This window comes from Stenotrophomonas sp. YJH_SMC_21, from assembly GCF_059369555.1.
In genome coordinates, this window is the sequence record NZ_JCAFSU010000019.1 from 16,791 (window position 1) to 35,296 (window position 18,506).

General features: G+C 60.6%; 15 protein-coding genes and 1 pseudogene. 6 read left to right on the top strand and 10 right to left on the bottom strand.

The genetic code is table 11. From position 1 onward, the window contains the following. Positions 1-64: 64 nt before the first annotated feature. From AC5P67_RS18225 to AC5P67_RS18240, 4 genes are all read right to left on the bottom strand, one after another. Positions 65-1,210, bottom strand: coding sequence for a YncE family protein (locus AC5P67_RS18225; protein ID WP_111193497.1), 1,146 nt, complete (start codon positions 1,208-1,210; stop codon positions 65-67). A 167-nt stretch (positions 1,211-1,377) separates the two neighbouring features. Further along, positions 1,378-2,304, bottom strand: coding sequence for an XVIPCD domain-containing protein (locus AC5P67_RS18230; RefSeq protein ID WP_111193624.1), 927 nt, complete (start codon positions 2,302-2,304; stop codon positions 1,378-1,380). A gap of 133 nt (positions 2,305-2,437) precedes the next feature. Continuing rightward, the gene (locus AC5P67_RS18235) at positions 2,438-3,376 is read right to left on the bottom strand and encodes an XVIPCD domain-containing protein (RefSeq protein WP_111193623.1); all 939 of its coding nucleotides are present in this window, start codon (positions 3,374-3,376) and stop codon (positions 2,438-2,440) included. 9 nt (positions 3,377-3,385) lie between these two features. Then, positions 3,386-3,853 (bottom strand): hypothetical protein, encoded by a 468-nt coding sequence (locus tag AC5P67_RS18240; protein WP_239504358.1) that lies wholly within the window; start codon positions 3,851-3,853, stop codon positions 3,386-3,388. Between the two features lie 666 nt (positions 3,854-4,519). Between AC5P67_RS18240 and AC5P67_RS18245 the strand changes: the two genes are divergently transcribed. From AC5P67_RS18245 to AC5P67_RS18260, 4 genes are all read left to right on the top strand, one after another. Further along, positions 4,520-4,729 carry a hypothetical protein gene (locus tag AC5P67_RS18245; RefSeq protein WP_181453204.1) on the top strand — a complete coding sequence of 70 codons (210 nt, stop codon included), beginning with the start codon at positions 4,520-4,522 and terminating at the stop codon, positions 4,727-4,729. Between the two features lie 133 nt (positions 4,730-4,862). Beyond that, on the top strand, positions 4,863-5,246 hold the full coding sequence (locus tag AC5P67_RS18250; RefSeq protein WP_181453203.1) for an energy transducer TonB family protein: 384 nt from the start codon (positions 4,863-4,865) through the stop codon (positions 5,244-5,246). Positions 5,247-5,698: 452 nt separating this feature from the next. After that, positions 5,699-6,067: a hypothetical protein gene (locus AC5P67_RS18255; protein WP_111193621.1), complete on the top strand. Its 369-nt coding sequence runs from the start codon at positions 5,699-5,701 to the stop codon at positions 6,065-6,067. Between the two features lie 625 nt (positions 6,068-6,692). Then, positions 6,693-7,601: an HNH endonuclease gene (locus tag AC5P67_RS18260; protein WP_111189090.1), complete on the top strand. Its 909-nt coding sequence runs from the start codon at positions 6,693-6,695 to the stop codon at positions 7,599-7,601. Between the two features lie 92 nt (positions 7,602-7,693). Here the strand turns inward: AC5P67_RS18260 and AC5P67_RS18265 are convergent. From AC5P67_RS18265 to aceE, 5 genes and pseudogenes are all read right to left on the bottom strand, one after another. Continuing rightward, positions 7,694-8,803 (bottom strand): annotated as a pseudogene (locus AC5P67_RS18265) (IS3 family transposase). Positions 8,804-8,884: 81 nt separating this feature from the next. Beyond that, a complete protein-coding gene (locus AC5P67_RS18270; protein WP_146256523.1) occupies positions 8,885-10,228 on the bottom strand; it encodes a hypothetical protein in 1,344 nt (447 codons plus the stop codon). Positions 10,229-10,230: 2 nt separating this feature from the next. Continuing rightward, positions 10,231-11,388, bottom strand: a complete 1,158-nt coding sequence (locus AC5P67_RS18275; RefSeq protein ID WP_111189091.1) for an ATP-binding domain-containing protein — start codon at positions 11,386-11,388, stop codon at positions 10,231-10,233. Then, positions 11,385-12,761, bottom strand: coding sequence for a protein kinase domain-containing protein (locus tag AC5P67_RS18280; RefSeq protein WP_111189092.1), 1,377 nt, complete (start codon positions 12,759-12,761; stop codon positions 11,385-11,387). Before AC5P67_RS18280 ends, AC5P67_RS18275 begins: the two co-directional genes overlap by 4 nt. A 55-nt stretch (positions 12,762-12,816) precedes the next feature. After that, a complete protein-coding gene (gene aceE, locus AC5P67_RS18285; protein ID WP_087803613.1) occupies positions 12,817-15,504 on the bottom strand; it encodes a pyruvate dehydrogenase (acetyl-transferring), homodimeric type in 2,688 nt (895 codons plus the stop codon). A gap of 568 nt (positions 15,505-16,072) precedes the next feature. Between aceE and AC5P67_RS18290 the strand changes: the two genes are divergently transcribed. Continuing rightward, the gene (locus AC5P67_RS18290) at positions 16,073-16,633 is read left to right on the top strand and encodes a PadR family transcriptional regulator (protein WP_024957161.1); all 561 of its coding nucleotides are present in this window, start codon (positions 16,073-16,075) and stop codon (positions 16,631-16,633) included. Positions 16,634-16,692: 59 nt separating this feature from the next. Next, positions 16,693-17,490, top strand: a complete 798-nt coding sequence (locus AC5P67_RS18295; RefSeq protein WP_111189094.1) for a siderophore-interacting protein — start codon at positions 16,693-16,695, stop codon at positions 17,488-17,490. A gap of 93 nt (positions 17,491-17,583) precedes the next feature. Here the strand turns inward: AC5P67_RS18295 and AC5P67_RS18300 are convergent, their stop codons facing one another. Then, a complete protein-coding gene (locus tag AC5P67_RS18300; protein ID WP_495215056.1) occupies positions 17,584-18,405 on the bottom strand; it encodes a hypothetical protein in 822 nt (273 codons plus the stop codon). Positions 18,406-18,506 lie beyond the last annotated feature (101 nt).

An 18,506-nucleotide genomic window follows, 5' to 3' on the forward strand; every position in this document is an offset into this window, starting at 1 on the left:
TGGATGAGGCCCGCTCCACGGCCGACGGCCGAGGACACGGGCCTCGTCAATCCAGCGCGAATGCTTACAGCTGGATGCGCGCCACACTCTCGTCAGCGCCCTTGTCATCCTTCTCGCCGTTCTTGATGCTCACGAACAACACGTTGTTCTTCGCATCCAGCGCCAGGCTGTTCGGGTGGGTCGGCACCGTGTAGGTGGCCACCTTCTGGTAGCTGTCGCTGTTGTACGCCGTCACCGTACCGGCTTCGCGGTTGGTCACGTACAGGCGCTTGCGCGGTGCATCCAGCAGGATACCCAGCGGGCCGGCATCGGTCGGAATGCTGGCCAGTTCCTTGCCGGTGCTGCGGTCGAGCACCAGCACGCGCTGGCCCGGATGCTTGCTGACCAGGCCGCTGCTCTTGGCCTGGTAGCCACGCAGGAACTCCGAGCCCTGGTCGGTTACAAACAGGCGCTTGCCGGCCGGGTCCAGCGCGATGTTCATCGGCTGCTCGGCGGCGATCCTGTGCTGCGCCACCACCTTGTTCGAATCGGTGCCCACCACCACCAGGTCGGCCAGCAGGTTGCTGGTGTAGACGCGCTTGTTGGCCGCATCCAGTGCGAGGCCCGGTGCCTTGGCATTGCCCAGGCCATCAATGGTGTTGATCACCTTCAGCGTGGTGGTATCGATCACGAACAGCACGCTGCTCAGGTCCGGCTGGCTGCTGTGGCCGGTCACGTACAGGCGGTTGGCGGCGCTGTCGACCACCAGCTCGCGCAGGTCGTGGGTGTAAGCGGCCTTGCCGTCCTTGCCGGTCTTCTTTTCCATCAGCTGGATGGTGCCGACCGCCTTGTTCTGCGCGGTGTCGACCACGGTCACCGACAGGTCCACGGTGTTGCCCACGTACAGGCGGTTGTGGGCGTCATCGAGGACCACACCGAAGGCTTTGCGCTCCAGCGGAATGCGGGTTTCCACGGCCAACGTGGCCGGGTTCAGGCGCAGCACCTGGGCCGGGCCGGCGTCATCGCCGAAGCCACCGGACGAGGCCACGAACACGACGTTCTGCTTCGGGCTGTAGGCCAGCTCGTACAGGCCCTTGGCCACGGCCTGGCGCTGCACGGCGGCGGTAGCACTGGCGGCGGGTGCGTTGTCGGCGAACGCGGAGGGCGCGCCGAGGCTGAGCGAAACGGCCACGGCCAGGGCGGCCGAGCGGAAGAGAGGATTACGGAACATGCGAGCGTCCTTGAATGGGCACGGGAAGGTGTCCTGGCTCGCTGGGCCGTCCTGCGACGGCCCGCCCCGCATCTGTCTGCGCAGGGTGGGCTGGCTGGGGTTGCGGGGGAATGGTAGCAGGTGGGGGGGCGTGGCGTGCGCCGACGCGCGTATGGCAGGCGCGCGGGTTACTGCTCCTTCAACCGCAGCGAATCGGCCACATCGGTCTTGGCTGCCACTTCAGTGGCGATGCTGGCGCGGCGGTGCCCCGGGTCGTTGCGATCGCCCTGCACGATGAAGATGCTCTCGGCGGCATGACTGCTTTTTGTCGGCCGGCTGAGCAGCACATGGTCCACGCGCGAGAGATTGTTCTGCTTGGCCAGCACCAGCAGGCTGGCGCTGATGCGCTGGCTGGCCGCATCGAACGGGCGGCCATGCGCAGCGTCCAGCTCGGCCACTTTCTGGATCAACTGCGAGAACAGGCGATGGTCTGGATGCGAAGGGTCCAGCAGCGTGCCGGCCACTTCAATCGGCGTCGGTGGCGGCTCATCGCTGGCGCGGTCGCCCTGGCGATGATGTTCAGCCTCGCGCTCGGGCATCGCGTGATGGGTTTCGGCATTCAGATCGCTGCCCGGGAACGGCGCAGCAATGCACTGGATTTCCGGCAGGTTGAACAACACCGCGAACTCGCCCAGATTGCTGCCGCCATCCAGCGGCGCCGGCAGCGGATGCAGGCCGGCGTAGCGCAGCGCCGCCCAGACGAAATCGCTGCAGCGGTTGATGGTGGCCGGGCGATCGACATCGAATTCGAACTCGGCCGGTTCCTCGGCGAAATCACGCAGGCAGCCGTAATGCTCCTCGGAGATTTCCAGGGTGCGGCTGTAGTACGGGTCCAGATGCTCGTCGGCATCGTCGTGGCGCACCTGCGGGTACTGCACGCCGGTGCGGGTTTCGCCCAGCGCCTGGCGCGGCGGTGCGAAGCCGTAGCTGTGGGCCTCGTCGCCCGCGGCCACCTGCAGGTACATGTGGCCGCGCGGGGAGATGCCACCACTCTTCAGCGGGGTGCCGGGCGCGGCCAGGTACAGCGTTGCGGTATAGCGTGTTGCCTGCTCCATGCCTGTTCAGCCTTGATGGGTACTGCGGTCCTGGGCGGATGATGGCATAGGTGGGATGGGAGGCAGGTGGAGATGGAAGCAGTTTCGAGGCCGAGGCGCTCGAAACTGTGATCTTCCGTGCAGTCGCTGGAAGTCAGCCCATCTGCAGCGGCGCCCGGGTTTGTTCCAGGGCCGGCTCCTGCGGCGCCAACGAGGCTCGCTCCTGCTGGGCCAGCGAAATCTGCTCGACCTTGGCAAATGACTGCTCCACCGGTGTTCGCGCACCCTCCTCCGCCGTCATCGAAGCTCGCACATGGGCCGGATCGTTGAGCTCCCCCCGCACGACGAACAGTCGCTGCGCCGAACCATCGCTTGGAGAATTACCCAATACCACATGGTCGACATGCTCCAGCCCGCTCTCCTTGGCGGTGGCCAACAACCCCGCTGAGATCCGCTCGCTGGTCCCATCGTAGGAACGGCCATGCGCCTCATCGATGCTCGCCACTCCCTTGCGGATGGAATCGAGCATATCTCGATCGCCGCGCGGCAGTTGCTCATCGCTGATGATTCGCTGCATCAGCGTTCTCTCCGGCATTTTGTTGTAGTGCTCGGTATTCAGCGCGCTATCTGGGAAGGGTGCGCGGATGCTGCGGATGTACTCCACATTGCTGAGCGGTTTCAGACCACCTTCGAAGCTCTTGTCTTGCATGAAGAGAAGGTTGGTTCGATGAAGCCCCGCGTGATTCAGTGCGCCCCACGTGTAGTCGATACAGCTGTTCTCTACACCGTGATACTCGGTATTGAATCCATGCTCGCCGGGCTTTGCGCCGAATTCCACCAGCTTGTCGTACTGCTGCTTGCTGATCTCCATCGTCCGCGTGTAGTACGGGTCTTTGTACTGCTCGGCGTCATTGTTGTAGACCATTCCGGGCCCAGTGACGACGCCATGCTCGATGGGTGCAAAGCCAAAGCTCACCTCGTCCTTGCCATGTGCCACTTTGTAGTAGACGTGGCCGGCGCTGGATGTCCCTCCCGCCAGCAGCGGCGTGCCGGGAGCGGCAACGAAGATTGTGACTGTGTACTTGTCGTCCATGACGCACTCCTACTTCGACTTGTTTACGTAGGCCACCAGCAACTCGGCTTGCGTGGCCGCCAATCGATCATCAGGCTTCAGTACCTGCATGCTCAGCCTGTAGTGGCCAGGCTGCAGTTCCTGAGCCCAAGCGAGGGCAAGTTGTGTGTGGTGACTGTCAGGCGCCTCCAATCCTGCTGACTGCAGAGACTGATGATCGACGTCATCCAACCACCCGCCTTCCACCCGGCCCATGGGTCCGATGGGCTCAATACGCGCGGGCGTACCTGCCACCGACTCCACCCTCACCAACGGAACAGGAATGCGCTTCTGCGCCTCCAGCCGCTCCAGTTTCACCTCGGCGGGTAGGCCCATACTGCGGATCTCACGGCTCGTATTCAGTGATTTCAGCCCGTCTTCTCCACCCACCCGGATTCCAAGAAACAAGGTTGGCGAGGAGCTTTTCCCTGGGGGCGGCAGGGTGAACTCGACCACCATGGGTGTGGTCATTGCTACCAGCGGCAGCGGCCTGATGAAGGGCACCAGGGTCCCGTTCTCTGCCGGAGCACGCGGCCCGGGTACCGCCTCCGAGCTGGCTCGGCAGCCGCTCAGCAGGGAACCTGACAGTATCAAGGCCAGGCAGACCAACCATCTTCCTTGTCGAAACATCGCTTTTCCTCTTCCAAGGCTCATCGAAGCCGTTGAAGGCGCCTTCGCCCGTACTTATACACCCCGGCCGCAGATGATTCTGCGACGAAGTTCGCTGCGTCGCGGCTCCTGCGACTGGGAGTGATCAAAGTCGACCACGCGCAATGGTGCGCTTACGTACACGCATAGGGGGTAGTAAATGGACCGCTACTTTGTGAACAGAACGCCGCAGGCCAATGGAGACCATGAGGTGCATAGACAGGGATGCTATTGGCTTGCTCGCGCCCAGTCCACACAGGACCTCGGCTTGCACACCAGCTGCAGGACGGCTGTGGCTGAAGCCCGGAGGTGGTACCGGCAGTCGAATGGCTGTGCCACTTGCGCTGCAGCTTGCCATACGAGTTGATCAACGGCCGAAAGCGAAGCGGATGCGGCCCCGCCAAAGTTGGGCGGGGCCGCACCGTCAAAGCCGCTGAGACAGGCCCAAGCCTCCCCCGTCCCCACTGGAGGATGCCCATGACCAAGATCCACCCCACATGGCTGGAAGCCTTCGACAAGGAGCTCCTCCACCTGTTCGCCATCGACCACCGCGACGCCGGCATGGATGAGTACCTGCTGGGCTGCTATGCGGACCTCCCACCGCGCGAGGCGGCTCTGGCGTTCGGCAGCGACTACGACCTGGAGCGCGACGATGCGCTGTGGCCAAGACCAGGCGTGCCTATGTGATCCGTGCAGCAGTCCGGCACACCGGCATTCAAGGCAAGCGATGCCAAGGGATGGCCGCTATGCTGGCAGCGCACCGGAATGGAAACCACGTACGCCCCGCTTCAACACCGCCCCGGCACTGAACCTCGTTCTGATGCTGCTGGGCGCTACACCTGCGATGGCCACGGCGGCAGACCTGCAGGTTTCCACTGAAGTGTTCATGGAGCGCGGTGACAACCCCACCTTCGAGCTGCAGCAGGCACCTGCCATTGAGTATTCAACGGCCCTCGTCACGCCGCCCGATACCTTCCTGCAGGCTCCCATGCAGGTGCTGCTGGTTGCTCAGTTGGATGAGCTGGGCCACGTTTCCAACGTGATGGTGGCGCGGTCCAGCGGACTGCGGGAGATGGATCGTGCGGCCCTTACCGCAGTACGCCAGTGGCGCTTTGATCCGGTCGTGGTTGACGGCGTCGCGCTGTATGCGCGCGTGCGGGTACGTCTGACCTTCGCGCCCACGGCCGAGGCGCCGCCCGGCTGAACCGCTGGTCCAATTTGTCGCTATTGGCCCTAGGCCATCGCCCTGGCTGCGGGCGCTCCTGCGCTTGGGGCCAATAGCGCCAAGCCCTTCAAGACCGTTGCAGCGCAATCGCTTGCCGGCTTAACACCGTGTGCGACAATGCCGAAAGCGTCAGGACTGCCAATCATCAGTCCTGTGGTTTCTTGGCATTTGGCAGCTGCGCGGGTATCTCTTGGCGTGCCACCGGAAAAGGGTGGCGCGGGACTCGAAAACCCGTGTTTATGCCAGCTGTATGCGCTTGCCAGCCGACGTCGCCTTTTATGTGGCGTCGGCTGGCAATCCGTTCGCGTTCCATGGCGGGCGGTGCGTGGGGGTCTTCGGACCCGCCGGTCTGGCATTTACCGGTTTTCGAGCCCGCACCGTCCGCCACCTTTATTGGTGGCGCTGCTGTCTGTCCTGTACGGAGCATTGCCATGAACACATCGGACTTCCGTTCCCTGCACGCGCAGTACGATCCGGACAACGCCGAGCCCGAGCGCGAACCGTCCGTCGATCCCAACGCCTTCGTCGCCACGCTGCATCGCATCGGAACCGGTGCGGCTGCGGACGGCCAGCCTTGGCCGGAGCGGCATCAATTGCCTGGGCGGTGTCTTCAGCTCGCGGATGCGGATTGCGCGCTAGCCGGGCTGCGCGTGGTGGCGGAGCTGATGTTGGCTGCAGAGCGGACTCGGCAGAACGGCTCGCCTGAGGAGTATCTGGGGGATCGGGTGATGGAGGGGTTGAAGATGGCGTGTGTGGCGTTGACTGCGCAGGTGACTGAGCGGTTGCAGGTGCGGGAGTAGAGCGCACCTCGCTACGTACATCGAGTGCAATACGCGGATCGTACGCTGGGTCCCAAGCATTCGCCGCTGTCTGAGCCATTTAGCCTCCAACACTGGCCTCACTATGCCGAGCCGGACTTTGCTTGCCCTGACGACGGCAGCGCTATTGGGATTGATCATTGGAGGGACGTACGCGCCGGCCACCACAATGAGTCTTGAGAGCTACCCAAGACTCACCGACTCGGAGTTTGCTCTGTTTCAGGCCGACGCCGAGAGCTTCGCCGAAGCGTTGGCTTGCCAAGGCGTCACCATCGGAAAGCATGATTCAAGTAGACGCTTCTTTGATATGAGCGTACTTGGCGATGTCATTCTGTTCGTGGACAACTCTGGGGCAAGTCTTCAGATAGTCACCATGTCTACGGTCGCAAGCGATGCAATGGAGCTACAGCGCTGGAAAGATGGATGGGGCTCACCAGAGAGACGCAGTAGGAACCTGAGCGCACCTGAGAACAGCTGCCCTAGGTCTGCGTCCCAGTAGCTCCCTATCTTCACCCTGTCGAGGAAGCCAAACGCGTCAACCAATGACACAAGGAACCTGGTTCTGGCTAGAATCCTGGGCAGTTAGCTTTCGGGACAGGGATCTAGGATGGAACTCCCATTCGAGGTGGGCGCGCTCTACAACCGTCAAAAGCAGATCCATGGTGTATTTGGCGGGCAACAGCAAGGCGGCATTTCGACGCCCAAGGAGCATCCGCTAGTCATCGCGTTCACTGGCGAGGCCGGCGTGTCTCATGGCTACCATGACTTTTGGGACGACGACGAAGTCTTTCATTACTTCGGCGAGGGCCAAGTCGGAGACATGAAGTATGTGGCGGGCAACCGAGCGATTGGTGAGCACGTGAAGGATGGCAAGACGCTCGTAGTGTTCCAGATGATGGGCAAGGGGCGGCCCTACCGATACCTTGGTAGGTTCATGTGCCAGTCCTCCTACGTTCAACCTGGCATGCCAGATGGAAGGGGGCAACGTAGATCTGCGATCGTTTTCCGCTTGAGATCACTGGATGCCTCACTTGGGCTCGCGGCGAGCGATACGGACCAAACCGAGATCGATGCAGCTATCGATGACGTCGGCGCGACGACCACAAGACGCGAAACCGAAGTGCGGACGAAGCAACGCCTGTTCCGTGAGCGTCTGATCGGCGTTGAAAAGGGTTGCCGACTGACCGGCATTGAGGACCTGAGATTCCTTCGCGCGAGCCATATTAAGCCATGGGCGGACAGTAATCACGACGAACGCGTTGATGGGGAGAACGGTCTTCTGCTAGCTCCCCATGCGGACCTGCTGTTTGATCGCGGTTGGATTAGCTTTTTGTCTAGCGGTCGTCTGCTAGTCTCGAGCGACCTATCGTCTGACGTACAAGTTCGGCTCGGCCTGAACCTGAATGCATCACTTCGATATGGAGTCTTCTCTCAGAAGCAGCTTGGTTTCTTAGAATTCCACCGAGACGTCGTTTTTGATAGGCGCCATTCTCAATCAAATCCGCCAGAGCATTGACGCCAGAGCCTCCTGGAATTCTCGCTGATCTCTCGCTCAAGTGTTGCATTATCCGAAAGACGCGAAGCCCCCGCTTTCAGTAGCGGCGCTCATTAAGGCTCAGGTTCCATCGTAGCGGCTTTTGCTGCTAGCTGTTGGGCATACGCGGCCGGCGTCAGGCCACCCAGAATCTTCTTCGGTCGCTCCTCCTTGTATTCGCGCCGCCATGTTTCGATCTCGGTGTGGGAGTGTAGCAACGTCGGGAACCGATGTTGGTTGAGGCATTCGTCCGGAGGGCGGCCGTTGAAGCTCTCAATGTAGTTGTTCCGATTGGGCTTGCCTGACCGGATCAGGCGCAGCAGGACACCTCGCTCGTAGGTCCATGCAGCCATCGTCTTGGGGCGGAATTTCTTGCCGTTGTCGATCTAATCGGTCCGAATCACCTACGGTGGGCCTCGGGTCAGCACCAGCCTATCCAGCACTCGTACCATGCCGCGGCCAGTGATGGTCCGCTCCACTGCGAACGCCTCCGCCTCGTGGTGGCATCGTCGACGATGGCCAGCGCCTTGAGCACACTTCCTTTGGCAGCTCGAACGAACAGGAAGTCCATCGACTCCACCACGTTCGCTGCCTCCGCCCGAAACAACGGTTGGTGTTCACCGTGCAGCATCGTCTCCCGCTTGCGCCAACGCACCTGCAACCTGCCCTCCCGGTAAAGGCGTTCGACCCGCTTGTAGTTCACTGGTCACTGTTCCTGCTGCAGCTTCAGGGAGATCATTCCTACGCCGTAGCGCTTGTATCGTTGTGCCAGCGCCTGGATTCGCTCGGGCAGTTCGATATTGCGATCAGGACGGGGGACATAGCGCAATGCACTGGCGTTCATCCGTACCACGATTAGCGCCGGCACTCGGTGGGCACGCGCTCCTCCAAACGCCGCACCAGCGCCCTGCGCGCAGGTGCAGTCACCACTTTTTTCGAAGGGCGTCGTAGATGACGTCGTTCTCCAGCCAGTGCTCGCACAGCCGCTTCTTCAGCCGCGTATTCTCAGTCTTCAGCTCCTCGAGCCGCTTGGCCACCGGCACGCCCATCCCGCCAAATTTTCTGCACCACAATTAGTAGGACGCCTCATTAAACCCGCTCCTTCGGCAATAGTCTTTCACCGCCGAGCCAGTCTCCATCTCATCCAGGAAGCCAATGATCTGTTCGGAAATTCGCTTCTTCATATCCAATCTCCGTATAGCTGGGGATTGGACTCCAAATCAGCCTACTACTCAAAGTCTGACGACGCCGAGTCACCAGAGCTATTACAGCAGTCGTTTCTGGCGTCCACCTCTTGCTCTCGGCGTCGGCGAATCAACGTTCCGCGGCGCCAAAACCCGACCCGCAAGCAGCTCTAGTGATTTTGCTGCAGAAAGAATCTCATTTGCCAGCTCCTGCTTAGCCACCTCGGAATCTTGAGGTACTGATACCGCCCCTCGATCACTACGCCTTCCGTAGCGGAAGCTCACATCGACATGCGGATACAGCTCAATGACAATTTCATTTGAGTGAGTCATGCGCTTCGATACGGAATCAATCTCAAGCTTATTGGCGAGAATAAACTCGTCATAAGCGATATCGGCTCTCGGCTCTGAGAACAGATCACTGGACAGTCTCATGTCCCTTAGGATTCTGAGACCTCGACCCTGGCGCTGTCTCAAAGCAGAACCGAACCGCTGAATTCCTGCAAAGAAGGCGTACCAAAGCACTACGCTGGGATTAGAGTTTCTCAGTAGAAGATTGAGGTGATCCATAGTTCCGGGCGAAATTCGGGTCGCAACTAATGCGCAAGCAGCCAGAAGCTCTTGGGGCGGATCCTTCGACGTTCTGACTTTCTCAAGGATTGATTGAAAGCCAGTCCCCCTCTCTTCGCGGGTGCCGTTTGAAAAGTCCTGCAGCGACCCCTCTAAGACAGCTCCGGTAATCCTCCTCCAATTTGCGTCACTCGGCTCCCCATACTTAACCGCATCACTGACCAAATCAGCAAGGGTGTCTCCATTGTCCTTTCCCAGGTCAACGGAAATGCAAACATCAAATATTCTGGAAAGAGTCTCAGAAGTCCCAGCCCCAGCCAGAAGCGGAGCGCCGGTAATTGCCTGAACCTCCATCCACCTTCTCAAGAATTCCTGAATTTCGTCCTCAGGAACGATCTGAATCGCCTTCCCAAATGCGTGAGAGATGGTGCGACTGCATACCGAAACGCCTATATTTTCCGATTGAGCGTCCTGCCCGGCGTAAATCGTTGCCTCTGCTATTGCCAGGCAAGCCAGGCCGTTTAGCAAGCTTGAGCGGGTATCAGACCCACGCATTTCAGCCATCGCGGAAAGCTGCTTATTCGTTACCAGCCTCGAAAGTGAAGTTATAGGAAACGGAAGCTGCGGAGCTGACAGCAAAGCTGCGAGCAGCGGAGCAATCGAGCTCTCATTGGATGCGATTAGACACGGAAGCGAGTCAACACTGGTTGAAGAACTGTCATGCCAGACTGCCAAGAAACCGGCGCCGTCTAAGAAAGAAAGCTGTCCACCCTCTTCCATCCTGGAAAGCTCTGGACGCCAGCCAGTGACGAGCACATCCATTATCTCTCTTCGATTAAGCTTCGCATACCACATTATCATCCTCCTTTTCCGAACAGCATCTTTCTGGATACCGGCTTACCGGTCGGCACTACCGTCCTTACTGCAGCCTCTAGATACCCAGGAACATGTGCGTCCCAGTAGAGCGACAAGGCTGTCTTGGCACGCGTGACGGCCGTAAAGGCTAGCCGCTTTTGCGCCCCCCTCCCAACGGCCGCCAACTGATCAAGACCGACCAGATGAAGCGCTCTGAACTCAAGCCCCTTGGCTGATGATATCGTTCCTACCCATATCTTTTTCTTAGAATCAAAATCTTGAGATCCACACCTAGTCACTTCATCCACAAGCTCGGATTTCATTAGAAGCGCCGTGACGGAATTGACATCGTCAACTTTCGGACATAGAACCCCAATTACTTCATCCGGGTAAGCAACCCGCTGCAATCCAACTTGCTCTATTACCAGCTCAACCTGGGCTTCAATTGATAGACCACTCTTATACGAAACAGACGATGGATACTCAGCCTCATCGTAGTGACTTGTATTAAAAAGCGGAATATATCCAGGCTTACCTGCCATCAGGGCATCAGCAACGCGGCATATCTTCTTTCCATTTCTAAAATTAAACGTTAGCTCACGGACTTCATCCACGACAGATTCCAGCGCCGGCTGACTATCATCGCCCTCATAAATTTTCTGCTTAGAGTCACAAGCAGCGGTTATGTTTTCAGCCAATTTTGAGATTAGCGAAACCTCCCGCGGCGTATAATCCTGAGATTCATCCAGAAGCAATGCTTGGCTAACAACCCCAACCTTGCCCGCATTAATAAGCCCCTCAATGATTTCCACTCTCCGATCTCGAATCTCCGTCAGACCCATTCCGGCTTCATTAAACTCCATGTCAAATTCACGGATGATGTCAAGAAATAGCCGGCTATGCGTTATTATTTTTGAAGAAGGAAACTTGTAGACCTCACCACCGAGCTGAATAAACTGACGCAGAACAGAGCCAAAGACCACTACATTGATGTTGGGACGATCAGCAATGTACAGATGATTTGCTCTAAGTAGAAGCAGATTGGTTTTCCCACAACCCGGCGGACCTTTTATCAAAAGATTCTTATCCAATGGAACATCTAGAATATCCAATTGTTCTTTAACCAGATCACCATCATCCTTCCACCATGTAGCGGTCATTCCCTCTCCCCCGCAGAGAAATTGCAATCTTCTATGTAGTCGTACGCCTTGGCCAGCATGGATAACATCCACCCCTCGAGCTCTCGATCTGGCAGTACTTCTTCGATAGTCCCAGCGCAAAGCACAGACTTCTCGGCCAGCGGGTGACCAGCAACGTCAGCATGGGCACTAAGCTGAAAGACGAGAGCACCTGCGTTCCGTGCAACGCAGGCCAAGATGAAGACCATTTCGATGGATGCAGTTAGACCCAGTGTGTCATCCTTTAGGAATGACACGCCACACGTCGCCTCGTCTTTCCGAAGGTCCACGTTTGCACTTAGAGAGTGGAGAGGAAAGCATTTGAGCGTAGTAATTAGCTTTCCCACCTTAAAGCTTAGACTTGAGCTAGCCCTACGAATCTCCTCGCGATGAATTCGCTGCTCTTCTCCATTCAGTGGGAGACCTGAGACTTCTGCGGATTGATGGGAGTAGTAGCCCTGACGATTTCGAATTTGATGAAAAAGCTTAGATCTTTCATCGCTCGCAGACGGCTCAACATCGAATGAATCCCAGCTAATTAGCTCCAATCTCGCGAGCGGATCTTTCAGAAGGCAGTTCTTGCACAGCCTCACAAGCCTCAGATCTTCACCAGCCACATTTGGATTTCTCTGATGAACAGCTTCTACCAGAATTGCATACGGTTCCGAATATTCTTCGAAGAGCTCTTTTCGCATGAGCAAGTCATGGAGTACGGCTCCGATTTGATAGAACGTTAAAGCCCGCCATCCATCAATCGAGTCAACCTCTTCTCTACGAAGAAACTCTGGCGAGCTGTATCGGAGAGTGCCGATGAAACTGCGAGAGTCGACATCAGTCAGACCAGCCGCACCAAATGGGCGTATCACACCGAGATCAAGAAGCTTCAGTGTTGAGAAGTCTTCATTTATCGCAATGTTCTCAGGTTTGATGTCACGGTGCGCAAGCCCATTATCCTCAAGAAATCTCGCTGCAGACGAAAGCTGCGAAATCAACGCCGGCACTGCGTCTGTCGGTATCTGCGGCAACGCTTGCTTCAGGTTTTTCCATGGCAGCTTTTCCATTGCCACGTAGAGCCATCCACTATCCGCTTCCCCGCCACCGAGGATAGTGACAACATGTGGGTGGGTTGCACCCACGAGACTGGCTTCGCGCCTGATTCGCTCTAGTTGAGCATCGCGACCAAATCTCTCCACCAGCTCTGGATGGAACACCTTGATTGCTGCACTTGTGCCTTCTTTCTCACCCACCATAACAACCGCGGACTTTCCATGGCCTAGGCCTCCTGTGATGGTCCACCCATCAAGAGTTGCTCCCATTAGTTCTTGCTGAAGAATTTGGGCTTGCGCTCCGTCCATGGCACTCTCTCATAAAGTAAAGAGGCGGCCAGTGGCCGCCTCTGTGAACTAATAATCAAACCCCAACAGGATTAGCCTTCTCCGGATCAATCTTGTACTGCTTGATCGCCCGGGCCACATCCTTCGCGGTCATCTTCCCTTCCTTCGCCAGCGCCGCAATCGCGGCATGCGCGATGTAGTACCGATCCACCTCAAAGAACCGGCGCAGGTTCGCACGCGTATCCGAACGGCCGAAGCCATCCGTACCCAGCACCGTGTAGCTCATCGGCACGAACGCACGGATCTGGTCCGCATACGCGCGCACGTAGTCGGTGGCGGCAATCGCCGGGCCCTGGCGGCCTTCCAACAGCTCGGTCACGTAGGCCTTGCGCTGCTCACCTTCCGGATGCAGGCGGTTGGCACGCTCCACGTCGAAACCATCGCGACGCAGTTCGTTGAAGCTCGGGCAGCTCCAGATGTCGGCGGTCACGCCGAAGTCCTTGTCCAGCAGCTCGGCCGCGGCAATGGCTTCGCGCAGGATGGTGCCTGAGCCCAGCAGCTGCACGCGCAGCTCGCCCTTCTTCGGCTTGCCGGCGTCGGTCAGCAGGTACATGCCCTTGACGATGCCTTCGGCCGCGCCTTCCGGCATTTCCGGGTGGGTGTAGTTCTCGTTCATCAGGGTGACGTAGTAGTACTCGTCCACCTGGTCTTCCATCATGCGCTTGGTGCCGTGCTGCAGGATCACCGTCACTTCGAAGCCGAAGGTCGGGTCGTAGCTGCGCACGTTCGGAATGCCACCAGCCACCAGATGGCTGAAGCCATCTTCGTGCTGCAGGCCTTCACCGTTCAGCGTGGTGCGGCCGGCGGTGCCACCCAGCAGGAAGCCGCGGGTACGCATGTCGGCGGCCTGCCAGGCGATGTCGCCCACGCGCTGGAAGCCGAACATCGAGTAGTAGATGTAGAACGGCAGCATCGGCACGTTGCTGACCGAGTAGCTGGTACCGGCGGCCATCCACGAGCTGATCGCACCCGGCTCGCTGATGCCCTGCTGCAGCACCTGGCCGCTCTGGTCTTCGCGGTAGAACATCAGCTGGTCGGCATCGACCGGCTTGTACTTCTGGCCGAACGGCGCGTAGATGCCGATCTGGCGGAACAGGCCTTCCATGCCGAAGGTACGGGCTTCGTCGGCCACGATCGGCACGATGTGCGGGCCCAGTTCCTTGTCGCGCAGGGTGATGTTCAGGCTCTGCACGAAGGCCATGGTGGTGGAGTAGCTGCGCTCGCCGCTGCTCTTCAGCAGGCGCTCGTAGGCGTCCAGCTTCGGCGCCACGAAGGTCTTGTCGGCCTTGCGGCGGCGCTGCGGCAGGTAACCGCCCAGCGCAGCACGGCGCTCCTGCAGGTACTGCACTTCCGGCGAATCCGGGCCCGGGTGGTAGAACGGCACCTGACCGTCGGCCAGCTGTGCATCGGTCACCGGAATGTTGAAGCGGTCGCGGAAGTGGCGCACCGCTTCGTCGTCCAGCTTCTTGGTCTGGTGGGTCGGGTTCAGCGCTTCACCGGCGCTGCCCATGCCGTAACCCTTCACGGTCTTGGCCAGGATGACGGTCGGCATGCCCTTGGTGTTCACGGCCTGGTGGTAGGCGGCGTACACCTTGTGTGGGTCGTGGCCACCACGGTTCAGGCGCCAGATGTCGTCGTCGCTCAGGCCGGCCACCATCGCAGCGGTTTCCGGGTACTTGCCGAAGAAATGCTCGCGGGTATACGCGCCGCCGAAAGCCTTGCAGTTCTGGTATTCGCCGTCGACGGTTTCCATCATCAGCTTCTTCAGGACGCCGTTGGTGTCCTTGGCCAGCAGGGCATCCCAGTAACCGCCCCACAGCAGCTTGATCACGTTCCAGCCGCCGCCACGGAACACGCCTTCCAGTTCCTGGATGATCTTGCCGTTGCCGCGCACCGGGCCGTCCAGGCGCTGCAGGTTGCAGTTCACCACGAAGATCAGGTTGTCCAGGCCTTCACGGCCGGCCAGCGCGATGGCACCCAGGGTTTCCGGCTCGTCGCTCTCGCCGTCGCCGATGAAGCACCACACCTTGCGGTCGGACTTCTCGATCAGGCCACGGTTTTCCAGGTAGCGCATGAACTGCGCTTGGTAGATGGCGGCCAGCGGGCCCAGGCCCATCGACACGGTGGGGGTCTGCCAGTAATCGGGCATCAGCCACGGGTGCGGGTACGAGGACAGGCCGCCGCCGTCCACTTCCATGCGGAACTTGTCCAGCTGCTCTTCGCTGATGCGGCCTTCCAGGAACGAACGCGCGTAGATGCCCGGGGCGCTGTGGCCCTGGATGAACAGCAGGTCGCCCGGGTGGTTTTCGCTCGGAGCGCGCCAGAAGTGGTTGAAGCCCACGTCGTACAGGGTGGCGCCGGAGGCGAACGAGGCGATGTGGCCGCCCAGGTCACCCGGCTTGCGGTTGGCGCGCACCACGGTGGCCATCGCGTTCCAGCGGATGATCGAACGGATGCGCCATTCCAGCTCGGCATTGCCCGGGCTCTTGGCCTCGAGCTGCGGCTCGATGGTGTTGACGTATTCGGTGGTGGGAGAGAACGGCAGGTAGGCGCCCGAACGACGGGTCAGTTCCACCATGCCTTCCAGCAGCTGATGCGCGCGCTCGGAGCCCTCGACATCAATAACGGCCTTCAACGACTCGATCCACTCCTGGGTTTCCACAGGATTCGGGTCGTTGTTCAGCACCTCGTTCAACCAGTTCATTAGCGCTCCCATAACCGCACGCACGCGCGCGACTGTTGTATAGATTTCTAGACCGCAAAGTGTAGCGCACCAAGGGCTTTCGTCACTTGGCTACGCAGGCGTATGGATGCAACCGGCCAGTGTCCGCAAGGGGCTTGCCGGGCCCGCTGAAGGCCCTGCGGCGGGCCTTGGTGGCTGCGCGGGCTGTCGCTTGCGGGCCGCTGCGCCCATGTGCAGGACGCAGTGTTACCGCTGCCGATGACGGTTGTAGGGCAGCGCCACACCCACCGGTATCGGCTGCGCGTGCCGGCGCTGAACCGGCGACAACGTGTCGCACCTGCCTCTGGATTGGCCCCCAACCTGCCCTCAGGGTAGGCCTCGAGTGTTGGCCTCGCCCGCTTCGGTCCGCCGTCTGGCCCTGCCTCGCTCCCTTCCACAGTGTTGCCCGGGGCGCCTCGCAAGGGGCGCCCCTTTTGCCGTGCGCGGGGCTGGCCGTGGCCCAAAACTGACCCGCTTGTGGCCGGATCGGTGATTGCCGGCTTCGATATATCGATATATCGTTTGCACACTCGTTTACCGATATATCGAAATGAGCCGCACCGCTTCTCCCAGAGCCCGTTCCACCAATCCGGAAGTGCCGCGCCGCAACGGCCAGCCGCGGGTGCTCAGCCGCGGCGACCTGCGCCTGCTGGTGCTGGCCCTGATCGGCGAACAACCCCGCCATGGCTATGAGCTGATGCAGCTGATCAGCAACCAGTTCATGCAGGCCTACACGCCCAGCGCCGGCACCATGTACCCGCTGCTGGCCAGCTTCGAGCAGGCCGGCTGGATCGAGGCCGAGGAAGTGGACGGCAAGCGGATCTTCCGCATCACCGCCGCCGGCGAGTTCGAGCTGAAGGTGCAGCGCACCCAGGTGCGCCTGGCGCAGCGGCGTGCCTTCGACCGTGCCCGCGAGATCACCAAGGCCTCGCTGCCGCCGCCGCTGGCCGGTGCCCTGCGCGAGTTCAAGCGGGCGCTGGTGCACCACCACGGCCGTTGGGCCGAGGGCGAAGCGGAAGAAGTAGCGGCGCTGCTGACGCGGGCGTCTGCCCTGCTCAACGGTACGGCCGGTAGCGAGAGCCCACCCATTTCAACGACCCAGCCAGACTGACTCCAGCCAGGTCTCCCCTACGCCGCGCAGCACTGCGCGACACCTTTACAGGTAACCCCATGACCGAACACAACAACACGCGCCTGCGCCTGGATGTGCGCTTCCGTGAACTGACCGTGCTGCGCACCGAAGAGGTCACCCCGCACATGCGCCGCATCGTGCTGGGTGGCGCCGAGCTGGCCGGTTTCGATTCGCCCGGCGCTGACGACCACATCAAGCTGTTCTTCCCCAATGCCAGCGGCGAGATGGTGCTGCCGGTGGTCACTGCCGAAGGCCGCAGCTATCCGGCCGGCAAGGAGCCCTCGCCGGCCCGCGACTACACGCCGCGCTGGTGGGACCACGAGACCGGCGAGCTGGCCATCGACTTCGTACTGCACGACCAGGGCATTGCCGGGCCGTGGGCCGAGCGCGCGCAGCCGGGCGACGTGCTGGTGATCGGCGGCCCGCGCGGCTCGTTCGTGGTGGCCGACAGTTACGATGCCTATGTGCTGATCGGCGATGAAACCGCGCTGCCGGCCATCGCCCGCTGGCTGGACGTGCTGCCGGACGGTGCCGAGGTGCAGGCCTTCATTGAAGTGAGCGATGAGGCCGAACGCCAGGACCTGCCGCAGTACGAGAACGTGCGCATCCACTGGCTGGAGCGCAATGGCTTCCCGGCGGCCACCAGCACGCTGCTGGAAGACATGCTGACCGACTTCGAGGCCCCGGAAGGCGATGTCTTCTACTGGATCGCCACCGAATCGCGCCGCGCACGGATGATGCGCAAGTTCATCGAAGGCCACTTGGGCGTGCCGCGCGACTGGATCCGCTCGACCGGCTACTGGAAGGCGCACCCCGACGAAACCGACGGCGATTGATCCAAAGACGGTGGGTGCGGACCCTGCTTGGTAGGTGCGGACCGTTGGTCCGCACGCCCTCCGACAGGTAGTGCCGGCCGCTGGCCGGCAACCTCATGAACCTTCGGCAGGAAACCGCAATTGCCGGCCAGCGGCCGGCACTACCACCCGGCGCGCCCACCCGAACCGCTGCGCGGCCCAGATCTCCAGCGCCACCAGCAGCGCGATGACCAGCAGCGGCAGCAACAGCCCGAAGTACACGCCGGGCATCATGCCGTTGATCTGCGCCTTCACCAGCCGCAGCACACCACGGGTGTGCAGCAGCTCATCCACATGCATGGTCAGCGCCTCACGCACCACCTTGGGCTCCAGGCCAATCGTGCCGGCCTTGTCCACCAGCGTGTCTTCCACCATGCCGCGCAGCAGGCCTTCGCGCACCTTGCCGATCACCCAACCGGTGCCGCGTGACAACGGGCCGTTGCCAAGACGATCCAGGCCGGGCAACGGATGTTCGCTGAGATAGGCCGAGGCAATGGTGTCGGCGACATCACCCACCGTGCCCTGGCTGCGCAAAGCCTCGCGTATGCGCGGGTCGTCCAGCGAGTCGGTGAAGCCTTCGCTCCAGCCTTCCACCAGGGTCTGCAGGTGCGGCTGGAAATGATCCAACTGCTTGAACAGCGCGCGGTGCGCACCAGCAGTAAAGCCCAGCTGCAGGCCGAAGAAGGCGGTGGCCAGTGGCAGCAGCACCACGTAGCTGGCCAGCAGCCAGTGATGCCAGCGCTTGCGCCGCTGCAACCAACCACGGCGGTGCAGCCCGCGCCAGGCGAGGATGCCCAGCACCAGGCCAAGCAACGTGCCGAGCACGCTGCCGCCCACCAGATCGAGCACGCTCAGGCCCGACCAGAATTCGTTCAACCAGTACTGCGCGTCCTGCATGGGTCTTCCTTCCGTGGGTGCGGCCGCGCCATTGTAGGGGCCTGCCCACGCTCGGCTGCTCTCTGCCCTCGGTGGGTGCGGACCGTTGGTCCGCACATTCC